General features: G+C 70.2%; 13 protein-coding genes. All 13 read left to right on the top strand.

Annotation, left to right across the window (positions count from 1 at the left end; genetic code table 11):
- Nucleotides 1–174 precede the first annotated feature (174 nt).
- The 13 genes from ABZU75_RS04150 (at nt 175) to ABZU75_RS04210 (ending at nt 12,835) form a co-directional block, all read left to right on the top strand.
- Nucleotides 175–984, top strand: coding sequence for an ABC transporter permease (locus ABZU75_RS04150; protein ID WP_355549303.1), 810 nt, complete (start codon nt 175–177; stop codon nt 982–984).
- Entirely contained in the window at nt 984–1,850 is an 867-nt protein-coding gene (locus ABZU75_RS04155; protein ID WP_355549305.1) for an ABC transporter permease, read from the top strand. The genes ABZU75_RS04150 and ABZU75_RS04155 overlap by 1 nt, the downstream gene beginning before the upstream one ends.
- 5 nt (nt 1,851–1,855) lie before the next feature.
- Nucleotides 1,856–2,875, top strand: a complete 1,020-nt coding sequence (locus ABZU75_RS04160; protein WP_355549415.1) for an MCE family protein — start codon at nt 1,856–1,858, stop codon at nt 2,873–2,875.
- Between the two features lie 4 nt (nt 2,876–2,879).
- Nucleotides 2,880–3,938: an MlaD family protein gene (locus ABZU75_RS04165; protein ID WP_355549307.1), complete on the top strand. Its 1,059-nt coding sequence runs from the start codon at nt 2,880–2,882 to the stop codon at nt 3,936–3,938.
- Nucleotides 3,938–4,963 carry an MlaD family protein gene (locus ABZU75_RS04170; RefSeq protein WP_355549309.1) on the top strand — a complete coding sequence of 342 codons (1,026 nt, stop codon included), beginning with the start codon at nt 3,938–3,940 and terminating at the stop codon, nt 4,961–4,963. The genes ABZU75_RS04165 and ABZU75_RS04170 overlap by 1 nt, the downstream gene beginning before the upstream one ends.
- Entirely contained in the window at nt 4,960–6,063 is a 1,104-nt protein-coding gene (locus ABZU75_RS04175) for an MCE family protein (protein ID WP_355549311.1), read from the top strand. Before ABZU75_RS04170 ends, ABZU75_RS04175 begins: the two co-directional genes overlap by 4 nt.
- Nucleotides 6,063–7,169 (top strand): MCE family protein, encoded by a 1,107-nt coding sequence (locus ABZU75_RS04180; protein ID WP_355549313.1) that lies wholly within the window; start codon nt 6,063–6,065, stop codon nt 7,167–7,169. Before ABZU75_RS04175 ends, ABZU75_RS04180 begins: the two co-directional genes overlap by 1 nt.
- The gene (locus tag ABZU75_RS04185; protein ID WP_355549315.1) at nt 7,166–8,512 is read left to right on the top strand and encodes an MCE family protein; all 1,347 of its coding nucleotides are present in this window, start codon (nt 7,166–7,168) and stop codon (nt 8,510–8,512) included. The genes ABZU75_RS04180 and ABZU75_RS04185 overlap by 4 nt, the downstream gene beginning before the upstream one ends.
- 4 nt (nt 8,513–8,516) lie before the next feature.
- On the top strand, nt 8,517–9,272 hold the full coding sequence (locus ABZU75_RS04190) for a hypothetical protein (RefSeq protein ID WP_355549317.1): 756 nt from the start codon (nt 8,517–8,519) through the stop codon (nt 9,270–9,272).
- Nucleotides 9,273–9,447: 175 nt separating this feature from the next.
- The gene (locus ABZU75_RS04195; RefSeq protein ID WP_355549417.1) at nt 9,448–9,912 is read left to right on the top strand and encodes a MarR family transcriptional regulator; all 465 of its coding nucleotides are present in this window, start codon (nt 9,448–9,450) and stop codon (nt 9,910–9,912) included.
- A 59-nt stretch (nt 9,913–9,971) separates the two neighbouring features.
- Nucleotides 9,972–10,652 carry an LppX_LprAFG lipoprotein gene (locus ABZU75_RS04200; RefSeq protein ID WP_350922572.1) on the top strand — a complete coding sequence of 227 codons (681 nt, stop codon included), beginning with the start codon at nt 9,972–9,974 and terminating at the stop codon, nt 10,650–10,652.
- Entirely contained in the window at nt 10,652–12,208 is a 1,557-nt protein-coding gene (locus ABZU75_RS04205; protein WP_355549320.1) for an MFS transporter, read from the top strand. The genes ABZU75_RS04200 and ABZU75_RS04205 overlap by 1 nt, the downstream gene beginning before the upstream one ends.
- A gap of 210 nt (nt 12,209–12,418) precedes the next feature.
- Complete coding sequence (locus ABZU75_RS04210; protein WP_350922577.1) at nt 12,419–12,835, top strand: pyridoxamine 5'-phosphate oxidase family protein; 417 nt, start codon at nt 12,419–12,421, stop codon at nt 12,833–12,835.
- Nucleotides 12,836–12,842 lie beyond the last annotated feature (7 nt).

Consider the following 12,842-nt stretch of genomic DNA (forward strand, 5'->3'; position numbering starts at 1 on the left):
CGGGAAGGCGGGAGGAAAATGTGAGGGGCTGACAAGTTAAAAGGTGGGGGTCATACCTTTTCATCAAATTACTTGGGAAGCATCGACTTACTGGAATACCCGTCAGTAGCGTGGCTGGTCCATGGTCGGAGTCGCTAGTTCCGAGGTGGTCATGGCTCAACGGACGGCGGGTTGATGGCGGTCGGCGGGCGGACGAGGGTCACCGGTTACCTGGTCCGCCGGACGACCGGCGTGCTGGACCGGGTCGGCGACATGTCAGTGATCGCCCTTGAGGGCTTCCGCCGCACCTGGGACGTCAGGACCTGGTTCTGGGAGTTCGTCCAGCAGTGCTGGTTCCTGGCCCGCGTCACGAGCCTGCCCGTGCTGCTGGTCTCGCTCCCGCTGGGCGCGACCGTCGCCCTGCAGGTGGGCCAGCTGGCCTGGCAGCTGGGCGCCTCCTCCGCCACCGGCGGCGCGGTGGTCGTCGGCCTGGTCCGCGAGGTCGCCCCGATGGCCTCCGCCCTGCTGATCGCCGGAGCCGGGGGCTCGGCCATGACCTCCGACATCGGCGCCCGCAACATCCGCGACGAGCTGGCCGCCATGGAGGTGATGGCGGTCAACCCGATCCACCGCCTGGTCACCCCCCGGCTCTGGGCGGCGAGTACGGTGGCGGTGCTGCTGGTACCGCTGGTCATCGTGGCCGGGGCGGGCGGCGGCTACTTCTTCAACGTCATCGTCCAGGGCGTCACGCCCGGCGCGTACTTCGACGGCGCGGTCTCGCTGCTGGTCACCAGCGACCTGCTGGTGACGCTGCTCAAAGCCTGGATCTTCGGCTTCATCGCGGCCATCATGTCGTGCTACTTCGGCATGACCTGCCAGACCAGCCCGGTCGGCGTGGGCCGCGCGGTGAACCAGTCGACGGTCGTCACGTTCATACTGGTCTTCGCGGTCAACTACGTGATCACCATGATCTACTTTCTCGCCTATCCGCCGAGGGCGATGTGATGGCCGTCGTACCGGAGGTGCGTACCGCGGGGGTTCGCGCGTACGGGCTGATCCGCGACGGCGCGGACCGGCTGGCCTCGCTGTCGGACTGGCCGCTCTTCCTGTGGAAGGTCGTCTTCTACTCGGTCAGGGACATCGTCCTGCGGCTGAAGTTCTCCAAGGTCGTCCTGCGCCAGGTCAGCGACGTGGTGGTGGGCGTCGGTGCGACGGTCATCGGCGGCGGCATGGTCTTCGTGGTGTTCACCATGGCCTTCGCGGTCGGTGCCACCGTCGGCCTCCAGGGCTACCAGGGCCTGCAGTCGATCGGAGCCGAGTCCTTCATCGGGCTGGTGGGCAGCTTCGCCAACGTGCGGGAGATCACCCCGATCATCGCGGCGGTCGCGCTCGCTGCCCAGGTCGGCTCGTCCTTCACCGCCGAGCTCGGCGCCATGCGGATCTCCGAGGAGATCGACGCGCTGGAGGTGATGGCCATCAACGCGTTCACCTACCTCATCTGCACCCGCGTGGTGGCCGCGCTGATCGCGCTGATCCCGGTCTACCTGATCGCGCTGTTCGCCAGCTTCTTCGCCACCCGGCTGATGTGCACCGTCCTGTTCGGCATGTCGCCGGGCGTCTACGACTACTACTTCTACCTCGGCCTGCCGGTGATCGACATCTTCTACAGCGTGGTCAAGGTGATCGTCTTCGCGTTCGCCGTGGTCAGCATCCACTGCTACCACGGGTTCAACGCCACCGGCGGCCCGGTCGGCGTGGGCATCGCGGCCGGGCGGGCGATCCGGCAGTCGATCGTCACGGTCATCCTCCTCAACCTGCTGCTGTCCTACCTGTTCTGGGGTGGCGGCAGCAGCCTGAAGCTGACGGGGTGAGCCGGATGGCGGCCAGGGGCGAGGTGGCGCTGCCGATCAGGCTGGCGATCTCGATCGTCGTGCTGCTGGTCCTGGCCGTGTCCGTCGCCGCGGTGGTGCGGGGTGCGTCCGAGGTGAGCGGCACCCGGCTGACCGCGGTGTTCACCCGTTCGGGCCAGGGCCTGGACCCCAACTCCCCCGTCAAGATCCGCGGCATCACGGTGGGCGGGGTCGGTTCGGTCACCCTGGACCGGCAGGGCCGGGCCGTGGTCGCCATCTACGTGGACCTCGGAGTCAGGGTGCCCCAGAGCGTCACCGCCACGATCGAGCCGAGCTCGGTCTTCGGCCCCAAGTTCGTCAACCTCGTCCCCGGCTCCGGCGAGACCTCCGGCCCCTACCTGCTCAGCGGCGCGGTCATCACCAGGACCGAGGCCCCCTCCGACCTGTCGGACTCCCTCACCGACGCGTACGAGGGGCTGAAGGCGATCGACCCGCAGGACGTCACGACCATCGTGCACACCCTGGGCCGGGGCCTGGACGGCAAGGGCCCGCAGCTGCGGGCGATCATCGGCGACGCCGGAAGGGTCATCGAGGTGGCCCACCGGCACCGCGCCGACTTCCAGCGGTTCATCGGCGACGCCGGGGACCTCAGCGCGACCCTGGCCGACAAGGGCGACGAGCTGGTGGCCATCTCCGCGGACGCCAATGTGATCACTCCCGACCTGCTGAAGCGGGCCGACAAGGTACGCGCCCTGCTCAAGGAACTCGACGACGTCTCCCACCTGACCGCGCACGGCCTGCGCAAGCACCGCCGCGACCTCAAAGCCGCGGTCAACTCCGGGGAACGCGTCGCCTCCCTGCTGTACGCGCAGCTCGGCATCGCCGGAGACGGTGTGCGAGGGCTGAACCGGATGCTCGCCGTACTCAACGACCTGTCCTCGGGACAGGGCCCGAACGGCACCGCCCAGATCAAGATGGAGACCTTCATCTCGACGGACGTGTGCGAGCTCTTCGTCGGCGCGTGCGGCTCCACGAAGGGCGGGTGAGCGCGTGGCCGGATCCGCGGAGCAGGTTCGGCGCCGCTGGACGCTGGGCAAGTTCGTGCTCTTCCTCCTGGTGACGGGCACGCTGATCGTCCTGATCGGCGGCCAGATCGCCAGGGTCGACGTGGGCGACTCCTACAGCCTCGTCGCCACCTTCGACGACGTCTCCGGGCTGCACGAGGGAGACCAGGTGAAGATCGCGGGTGCGCCCGTCGGGCAGGTCGACACGATCGAGGTGGTCGCGGGCCGGGCCGAGGTCACGCTCAGCGTACGGACGGATGTACGGGTTCCCTCCGACAGCTCGGCCGCGATCCGCTGGCGCAACACGATCGGGCAGCGAGTGGTCTATCTGGAGCCGGGCACCGCCGGGGAGATGCTCGGCGACGGCGCCCGCGTGGAGCGGACGAGTTCGGTGGTCGACATCGGCGAGCTCGTGAGCGACCTGGGCCCGCTCACCCGCAGCCTCGACCCCGAGCAGATCAACCAGTTGCTCACCGCGGCGGGCGAGGCGCTGGACGGCAACCAGGAGAACATCCCCAAACTGGTCGACAACCTCGACGACCTGACCGGCACGATCGCCGAACGTAGGAAGGTCATCCAGGGGCTGCTGGAGGACTACGCCACGGTGACCGACGTCGTCGCCCGCAGGGACCGGCAGATAGCCCAGCTGGTCGACAACCTGGTCACGCTGACCGGCGCGTTCGCCCGCAACCGCGAGCTGGTCGACGACGCCCTGGTGGAGCTGTCCACCACGGTCAGGGTCAACGACCGGGTGCTCGGCGCGAACTCCCAGGAGTTCGGCCGGGTGGTGGACCACCTGACCCGGCTCACCGGCGGCATCCGGCGCAACATCGGCAGCGTGGAAAGGCTCCTCGGCACGCTCACCCCGCCGCTGCGGCGCTCGTTCCAGGTGACCGGCCAGGGCAACTTCGTCACCGCGTACGTGCCCTGCTTCGCGCTCGGCCCGCTGCCCTGCCCGTACCCGATGAAGAGCCCTCCGCCGCTGCGCGGCTCCTTCAAGCTGTCCGACACCGGTGACCTGCGGCGGGTTCTGGTGGGGTCCTGATGGCGCTCAAGTCGTTCCGCGACCGCAACAGGACCGTCGTCGGCCTGGTGTCGATGACGGTCCTCACCGTCGTGCTGGTCGTCACCTTCCTCATCGGCAACCTGGGGCTGCTGGAGGGGGGATACCCGATGTCGGCGGTGCTGCCCGACTCGGCCGGGCTGCGTTCCGGCAACGACGTCCGGGTGGCGGGAGTGACGGTCGGCAAGGTCACCGAGGTCCGCGCCGACTACTCCCAGGGGCACGTCGTGGTGACCTGGAGGGTGGACGACGGGATCAGACTAGGCCCGCAGACCCGGGCCGAGATCGCCCTGTCCAACCTGCTGGGCGGGCGCTACGTCAGGCTCACCGGGCCGGTCACCCGCCCGTACATGGACGAGCTGCCCGAGGAGCAGCGGCGGATCCCCATGTCCCGGACGAGCACCCCCGTGCTGGTCACCGACGCGCTCAAGGACGCCACCCGGCTGGTGCAGCGGCTCGACACCGACTCCGTCGACAGGCTCCTGGCCGAGCTGGCGGAGCTCAAGCCCGCCCGCCAGGGCAGAGTCAGCAAGCTGCTGGACAACATCGGCGAGCTGTCGGAGATCATCAGCGAGAGCGAGCCTCAGTTGCGGCGGCTGCTGGACAACGGCAACAAGATCATGGACGTGCTGGAGAAGAAGGACGCGCAGATCGGCCGCCTGATCGACTCGATCGAGATCATGCTCAACGAGCTGCGGCTCCGCCGCGACGAGCTGAAGTCGCTGCTCGGCGACGGCAGCGACCTGGTCAACAGCATCACCACCCTGGTCACCCGGCACGAGAAGGACCTGATCACGGTGATCGACGACGTGACCGCCATCGGCAACCGCCTCGACTCCACCAGCGGCAGGAACCTCAACTCGGTGCTCGCCTGGGTCGGCCCCACCTTCTCCGGGCTCGCCACGACCGGCGGCCACGGGCCGTGGATAGAAGCCATCGCCACCGGGCTGGGGCCGATCAACCCCGAGGTGCTGGCTGCCATCCGCAAGGACAGGAACAGCCGTTGACAGCACAGGGACAGCAAGGAGCGAGCCGCCCGCACCGCGCCCGCACCGCGGCGCGGTCCCCGGCGCGCAGGGTGATCGCGGCGCTGCTCGCGGGAGTGCTGCTGGCCTCCACCGGGGGGTGTTCGCTGCTGCCGGGCGGGGCCGGCCCCTACCGGCTGACCGCCTACTTCAGCGCGGCCCCCTCGCTGTACGAGCAGGCGAAGGTCAAGGTGCTGGGCCTGGACGCGGGGACCGTGGAGAAGCTCACGGTCGAGGGCGACAGGGTCCGGGCGGATCTGCTGATCGACGGGGGGATACCGCTGCCCGCCGATGTCAACGCCATCGTGGCCGCGCAGAACACGCTGGGCGAGCGGAACGTGGTGCTCCACCCGCCCTGGACACCCGGCAAGCCGAAGATCGCACCCGATGCGGTGATCCCGCTGGAGCGGACCGACCTGCCGGTGGAGATCGACGACGCCCTGGAGGCGTTCACCAAGCTCACCGACGCCCTCGACACCGACAAGATGGGCGATGTGGCCGGCAACCTGGCCGACACCGTCAGAGGCCGGGGCAAGCAGATCAACGGCGCGCTCGCCGACGCCGCCTCGCTGACCCGCACCCTCGCCGGGCAGGACGAGCAGCTGATCGAGCTGGCCAGGGGCCTCAACCGGATCGCCACCAACCTCAACAGGCGCGAGAAGCAGGTGAAGACCACCATCGACGCCTTCGCCGAGGCGGGCGCCACCCTCGCCGACGAGCGGCAGCGGATGAAACGCTTCATCACCGGCCTGGCGGAGTTCGTGCAGCGCGGTGACGTGCTGATCGAGGCGTACCAGGAGCGGCTGCCCAAGGGGGTGGCCAACCTCGCCGAGCTGGTGCTGACCCTCAAGGTCAACAGCGAGTCGGTGGCCGAGGGCATCGAGGGCACCAGGAAGTTCCTGGACAACATGATCCTGTCGTGGGACAGGAAGAACCACGTGCTCAAGATCCGTGTGGTGCTCAACGCGCTGACGCGGGCCTGGCTGACCCCGCTCTTCGAGGCCATGGGCCTGGGCAAGGTGCCCTGCCTGCCGGGAGAGCTGAGCAACTGCCCCTGGCAGGGCAGCGGGAGGGGCCGCTGATGGGCACGGGAGTACGGGAGCGGACGGAGACGCCCTCGGGGACACGACCGGGGACACCGGCGGGCGCGGGCCAAAAGATCGCGGGCCGGTGGCGGCGGTGGACCCGCCCGGTCGCCGGGCTGGCCGTGCTCTGGCTGAGCGCGGCGTGCAGCCTGCAGACCCTGGGCGCGCCGACCGGCGAGCTCACCCTGACCGCGACCTTCGACGACGTGCAGAGCCTGGTGGCCGGACACAGCGTTCAGGTGTCCGACGTACGGGTGGGCAGCGTGACCGACATCCGGCTGGAGGGCTACCGGGCGAAGGTCACCATGTCCATCGAGGACGGCAACCAGGTGCCCGAGGGGACGAGCGCCATCGTCGCCAAGACCTCGATCCTCGGCGAGAACTACATCGAGCTGGACCTTCCCGAAGGGCGGGACATGACGACGGGGCCGTTCATGCGAAGCGGCTCGACCATCGCCGTGACCTCCGTCAAACCCGACATCGAGCAGGTCACCGAGCGGGCCGGGCCGCTCATCGACGCGCTCGGCGCCCAGGATGTGAACGCCGTCCTGGACGCGGCGGCGACCGGGATCGGCGGCAAGGGCGAGGACCTCAACCGGCTCCTGCGGCAGACCACCGAGGTCACCACCGCCTACGCGGAGTCCCGCGAGGACCTGGCCCGTACCATCGACGGTCTGGCCAGGCTCGGCGACGAACTCGCCAAGGGCACCGCGGAGCTGGACCGGCTGCCCGGCACGCTCGCCGACGCCACCGCCCGCCTGAACCACGGCCGCAGGCACATCAAGAAGACCCTCAGGGAGCTCACCGCGCTGGCCCGTGAGGTCAACGACACGATCTATCCCAGGCACGAGGCCCGGCTGCGCACCCTGCTGCGCGAGCTCGACGCGGTCTCCACCTCGGCGGTACGCGGCAAGGAGGACCTGAAGGTGCTGGTGAGCCGGGTGCAGAGCTTCCTCGACCAGCCACCACTCGTGGTGAACGGCCAGTTGCTGATCTCCGTGTGGCTCAAGGGGCTGCTGCTGCCCGAGCCGAAGAAGAGCGACAGGCCCCGCCTGCCCAACTCGGTGGACGACTTCCGCCTGCTGCTGGGGCCGCCGCGATGAGGAACCGCATCTGGATCAACCTCGGCTTCTTCGCGGCGCTCGGCGTCGTGATGACCGTGTGGGCGTTCACCACCATCATCAAGCTGGACCTCGTCGAGCGGCCGTACCGGATCAACGCCGAGTTCCTCTCCTCCCCCGGCCTGGTGGAGGGCTTCGACGTGGCCTACCTCGGCGTGCGGATCGGCCGGATCAGCGGCGTGGAGCTGGCACCCGGCAAGATCGTTGTCGCGCTGAGCATCGATCGCGGGGTGCGTCTGCCCCGGGACGTCACCGCCGAGGTGCGCCGCAAGTCCGCCATCGGCGAGCCGTACGTGGAGATCTCCCCGCCCAGGAGCGGAACCGGCGGCGGCGAGGGCGCCACCCTGGCCGCGGGCGCCACCATCCCGCTGGCCAGCACCTCGGTGCCGCTCGACTACCGGAAGCTGTTCGACGGTGTCGGCAAGCTGCTCGACGCGGTGCCGGCCGAGGACGCCCGGACCATCGTGGGGGAGCTGGCGACCGGCCTGGACGGGCGGACGACCTCGATCCGGGAGATCGTCGACAACGCGCACGACCTCACCGCGACCCTCGCCGAGAACACCGACGTGCTGGACGAGTTGTCGGTGCAGCTCACCCGGCTCACCGGGACCCTGGCGGACAGGCGCGGGAAACTGTCCGAGGGGGTGGACGACCTGGCCGCGGTGACCCGGGCGGTCCGCGAGTCCCGCAGGCAGCTGAACGCCGCCCTCGACCACGGGCCGAGCTTCTTCCGGCAGGTCAACACCCTGCTCACCACCGCACGCCCCGGCCTGTCCTGTCTGCTGACCGCCGGAGGCGTCAAGCCCGGCAAGGTGTTCGGCGGCCGTACTCCCGACAACGTCAACCACCTGCTCCGCAACGTACCCACCGCGCAGGCACTGATCGCCGACGTGAGCGACAGGCAGGCCGACGGCCTGTACGGCAGGACCGCCTTCATCTTCAGCGTCCCCGGCGGCCCCAAGGCCGCGCGGGAGTATCGCAATCCGCTGGCTCCCCCGACGGTCCCCAAGCTCCGCACCTGCCCGAAGGGACCCGCGAGCAAGGTGGCGGTCGGAAAGGACGAGGAGGCCCCCGGCGACGAGAACGCCGGCGGAGACGCCGACGACGAGTCCGCGGACGGAGCGACCGCCGAACCCGGCGACGCGACACCGGCGCCTGAGGAGAGCCGGGAGCCGGTACCGGCCGCGGACACCGGCCGGACCTCGGAATCCTCCCAGGACATGACCCCCCTCATCGTTGCGATCTTCGCCGCGGTCGCCATCTCCGGCGGTGTGCTCGGCTGGATCGCCGTCGGCCGAGCCTCCCGCCGCCGTGAACAGGAGTAAGCCCTTGACCCCCACCCCCCGCACGTCGGAACAGCACCGGCGCGACCCCGCCGAGGACGCCCCGCCCCCGGCTCCGGACCAGGATCAGGAGGCCGATGAGGAACCTGAGGCCGGACCGCCCGCCGGGGCGAGCACGGAGACCGAGCGGGAGCACGGGGCCGCGGGTAGCGGGAAGAGCGGATTCAGCACGTGGCGGGGCAGGCTGGCCGGTGCCGTCGCGGCCATGCTGTTCGCGGCGACCGCGACCACCGCGGTGCTCCAGTGGATGGCCGCCGACCGGCTGGCGCAGGAGAAGGCCGACCGCGAGGCGGTGTCCACCCGGGCGGGCGAGTTCGCCGTGGCCCTGCAGACCTACGACCACACCGACCTGCAGGCCTACCGCGACCGGGTCTTCGCCATCTCCGGCGAGGACTTCGAGAAGACCTACAACGAGGCGTTCAGCCCGCTCGAAGGTGTGATCACCACGATGCGGGCGAGCTCTTCGGCCTCGATCCGCGGCGTCTACGTCTCAGCGGTCGGCGAGGGCAGGGCGAAGGCGATCACGGTGGTCGACTCCCAGGTCACGAGCACGGCGGGGACCCGGCGCATGCTCGGCACGTACATGGAGCTGAGCCTGATCAAGACGGGAGGCCGGTGGAAGGTGAACGCGGCCACGGTCATGGGCGCCGCCGAGGAACTGGTCACCGACCCGAACGGCGAGACCGTCGAGCCGTCCCCGACATCATCCCCGGCACCGTCGCCGAGCAAGACGGAGAGGTAACCCCCTCCGGCCGCGCTGACACCGCCTACCACGAGTGATCGGTGCCTTCTGAGGTAGGTTCTGATTCATGACCCTGCAGCAGGCCTCGCCCGGCGAACGGAGTGGTCGGTCGGGGGGCGGACCCGCCGAAGTCACCGGAGTCACCGGCGCGGGGCACGAGAGTGGTGAGCGACCGGTGAACGACGAGACGCCTCGCTGGCTGTCGTCAGTCGAGCAGCGGGCGTGGCGTGCCCACCTCGCCGCGCACAAACTCCTCGAACACCGCCTCGACCGCGAACTCCAGCCCTTCGGGCTCTCGGTGAACGACTACGAGATCCTGGTGAACCTGTCGGAGATCTCCGGTCACCGCATGCGGATGAGCGACCTGGCGGACGCCACGATCCAGTCCCGCAGCCGGCTGTCGCACCAGATCTCCCGGATGGAGAAGGCCGGCCTGGTCGCCAGGGAGACCTGCGCCGACGACCGGCGCGGCACCTTCGCCGTCCTCACCGCGCACGGCTGGGACACCATTAACAGGGTCGCGCCGCACCACGTGGCCGGCGTGCGCCGGCACTTCATCGACCTGCTCACCGACGATCAGCTGATCGAGCTGGAAATCGCCTACGCTCCGGTGGTGGAGCACCTCAAAAACATTCGCTGACGCGAAACCGATACCGCCCGTACTCCCTTAGTAGACCGCGCTGTCGTTACGATCCGCCCATGTCTGCTCGCCGGATCTTCATCGCCGCGGTGCTCACCGTGTGCTCCCTGGTCACCGCCTGCAGCGGCGGCGACGCCTCCGACGCCACGGCAGCCCTTCCCAGCGGAGCCGAACTGGTCAAGAAGTCCGCGGAGGCGACACGTGCCGTGAAGTCGGCGACCTTCTCAATGGAGACCGAGGGCGCTCCCGCGGTGCCGGTCAAGAAGGCCTCCGGCCGCCTCAGCGGAACCGGCGACGCGGACGGCACCATCCAGATCGACGTGGCGGGCAGTCTTCAGGAGATCAGCTTCGTGCTGATCGGGGAGACCGTCCACTTCAAAGGGGTGACCGGAGGCTTCCAGAAGATGTCGCGGAGCCAGCTGGCGGCGATCTACGACCCGTCCGCCATCCTCAACCCCGAGAAGGGCGTCGTACAGTTGCTGAGCAACGCGCTGGACCCGAAGACCCAGGCGGCCGAGAAGGTGAACGGCGTCGACTCCTACCGGGTCTCGGCGACGCTCTCCCAGCAGGTGCTCGCCACGATGGTGCCCGGCCTCGCGCAGAGCGTCGACGGCACGCTCTGGATCGACAAGGCCACCAGCCGCCTGCTCAAGGCGGATCTGCCACTGACCGGCGGCAAGGTGATCGTGGTCTTCAGCGACTACGACGTGCCGGTCCAGGTCACCGCTCCGGCCCAGTGATGGTGACCCGCGCCGTCCCGGAGGACGGCGGCCGGCTGGCCCGGCGACGGGCCGCCCTCGGCGTCGGCGGCACCGCGGTGCTGCTGGCGGCGCTGGACGCGTACGTCGTGGTCACGGTCCTCATCGACATCGCCAAGGACGTCGACGTCCCGCTCAACCACATGGAGCGGGCCACCCCGATCGTCACCGGCTTCCTGCTCGGCTACATCGCGGCCATGCCGCTGCTCGGCCAGCTCTCCGACCGGTACGGCAGGCGCCCGCTCATCCAGCTCTGCCTGGCGGGCTTCGCGGCGGGCTCGGTGATCACCGCGCTGGGTGAGACGGTGCCCTGGCTGGTCGCCGGACGGGCCCTGCAGGGGGTCGCGGGCGGCGCGCTGCTGCCCATCACCATGGCTCTGATCGGGGATCTGTGGGATGAGGACGAGCGTCCGGTGGCGCTCGGCGCCGTGGGGTCGGCCCAGGAGCTCGGCAGCGTGCTGGGCCCCCTGTACGGCGCGGCCCTCGCCGCCCTGGTCCCGTCCACCCTCCAGCTCGGCGGCGTGCAACTCGGCGGCTGGCGGTCGATCTTCTGGCTGAACATCCCGCTGGTGGTCCTGGCCGCGGTCGCCGTACAGCGGTCGGTGCCGCCCCCCGGCCGTGACCGGACCGGCACCGGCGGCAACCGCGTCGACGTGGTCGGCGGACTGCTGCTGGCGCTCGCGCTCGGCCTGCTCGTGGCCGGTCTCTACAACCCCGACCCGAGCGGGGCGGTCCTCCCGCCCTGGGGCCTGCCGGCGATCGTCGGCGGGGTCGTGTCCGGCGCCGTGTTCGTCGTGTGGGAGATGCGCGCCAGAACCCGGTTGATCGACATGGCCGGGGTGCTGCGCGGCCCGTTCTTCGCCACGCTCGGGGTGAGCTTCCTGACCGGCGCCGCGCTGCTGGTCACCCTGGTCGACGTGCAGTTGTCGGCCCAGACCCTGCTGCGCCTGGACACCCTGGACGGCGCCCTGGTGCTGTCGCGCTTCCTGGTCGCGCTCTCCGTGGCCGCTCTGGTGGGCGGCCTGGCGTCCCGCCGGTACGGTGAGCGCGTGGTGACGGTGATCGGGCTGGCGCTGGCAGGCGTCGGCTACGTGCGCATCGGCCAGTGGCCACTGGACCTCGCCTCGGCCGGGTACCGGATGGACGCCGACCTGATCGTCGCCGGTCTCGGTCTGGGTCTGGTGATCGCACCGGTCTCCTCCGCGGTGCTGCGTGCCGTCCCCGCCGTCCAGCACGGGGTGGCCTCGGCGGCGGTGGTCGTGGCCCGGATGATGGGCATGCTGCTCGGCGTCGCCGCACTGTCCGCCTGGGGCTTCCACCGCTTCCAGTCTCTCACCGCGGACCTGGATACCCCGCTGCCCTTCGGCGTGGACCCGGCCGTGTACGCCACCCGGCTGGCCGAGTACGAGGAGAAGGTCAGGGCGGCGCTGCACACCGAGTACAGCGAGATCTTCCTGATCACCGCCGCCCTGTGCGGGGTGGGCGTGCTGGTCGCGCTGCTGCTGCCGAGCGGGTCCGGGTCGTCTGACCCGGTCTGACCCGGACGGTGGCTTCACCCACGCCGTGCCCGGCCCGGTGTGAAGGACCCTGGCCTCGGCCGTCACCCCCGTCTCCGAGTACACTCTGGCCCCGCCACGGGTGACGTGCGGCGCGCCCTGCCCGGCACCGGGAGAGGGCGGCACCCCGCGACGGTACGCCACGGGGGTTCGTCATCGGGTGAACGTACCGACGACCATTGGGGTGACGTGATGCTTGTGGGGGCCACGCGGCCGGACCTGGCCGGGCTCGGCGAGGGGTTCGACGCGTTCTGGCATGAGCGGCACCTGTGCACGCTGACCACCGTCCGATCCGACGGGACGCCGCACGTGGTGCCCGTCGGGGTGACGCTCGACGTCGGCACGGCGATCGCCCGGGTCATCACCTCGCGCGGGTCGTACAAGGGCCGGTTGGTGGCCGCCGCGGGTCCGGCGGGCGCGCCGGCCGCCGTCTGCCAGGTCGACGGGCGGCGCTGGTCCACCCTGGAGGGGCGTGCGGTGCTCCGGGACACCCCCGAGGAGGTCGCCGACGCCGAGCGCCGGTACGCGCTGCGCTACCGCGCCCCCCGGGTGAACCCCGACCGTGTCGTGATCGAGATCCAGGTGACCCGGGTGCTCGGCAATGTCTGACCCGGGA

This window comes from Streptosporangium sp. NPDC005286, assembly GCF_040607515.1.
GTDB lineage: Bacteria > Actinomycetota > Actinomycetes > Streptosporangiales > Streptosporangiaceae > Streptosporangium.

What these genes read in the sequence shown, in the direction of transcription:
- ABZU75_RS04150 (WP_355549303.1), top strand. Translation starts at nt 175, where the DNA reads ATGGCGGTCGGCGGGCGGACGAGGGTCACCGGTTACCTGGTCCGCCGG.
- ABZU75_RS04155 (WP_355549305.1), top strand. Translation starts at nt 984, where the DNA reads ATGGCCGTCGTACCGGAGGTGCGTACCGCGGGGGTTCGCGCGTACGGG.
- ABZU75_RS04160 (WP_355549415.1), top strand. Translation starts at nt 1,856, where the DNA reads ATGGCGGCCAGGGGCGAGGTGGCGCTGCCGATCAGGCTGGCGATCTCG.
- ABZU75_RS04170 (WP_355549309.1), top strand. Translation starts at nt 3,938, where the DNA reads ATGGCGCTCAAGTCGTTCCGCGACCGCAACAGGACCGTCGTCGGCCTG.
- ABZU75_RS04180 (WP_355549313.1), top strand. Translation starts at nt 6,063, where the DNA reads ATGGGCACGGGAGTACGGGAGCGGACGGAGACGCCCTCGGGGACACGA.
- ABZU75_RS04185 (WP_355549315.1), top strand. Translation starts at nt 7,166, where the DNA reads ATGAGGAACCGCATCTGGATCAACCTCGGCTTCTTCGCGGCGCTCGGC.
- ABZU75_RS04200 (WP_350922572.1), top strand. Translation starts at nt 9,972, where the DNA reads ATGTCTGCTCGCCGGATCTTCATCGCCGCGGTGCTCACCGTGTGCTCC.
- ABZU75_RS04205 (WP_355549320.1), top strand. Translation starts at nt 10,652, where the DNA reads ATGGTGACCCGCGCCGTCCCGGAGGACGGCGGCCGGCTGGCCCGGCGA.
- ABZU75_RS04210 (WP_350922577.1), top strand. Translation starts at nt 12,419, where the DNA reads ATGCTTGTGGGGGCCACGCGGCCGGACCTGGCCGGGCTCGGCGAGGGG.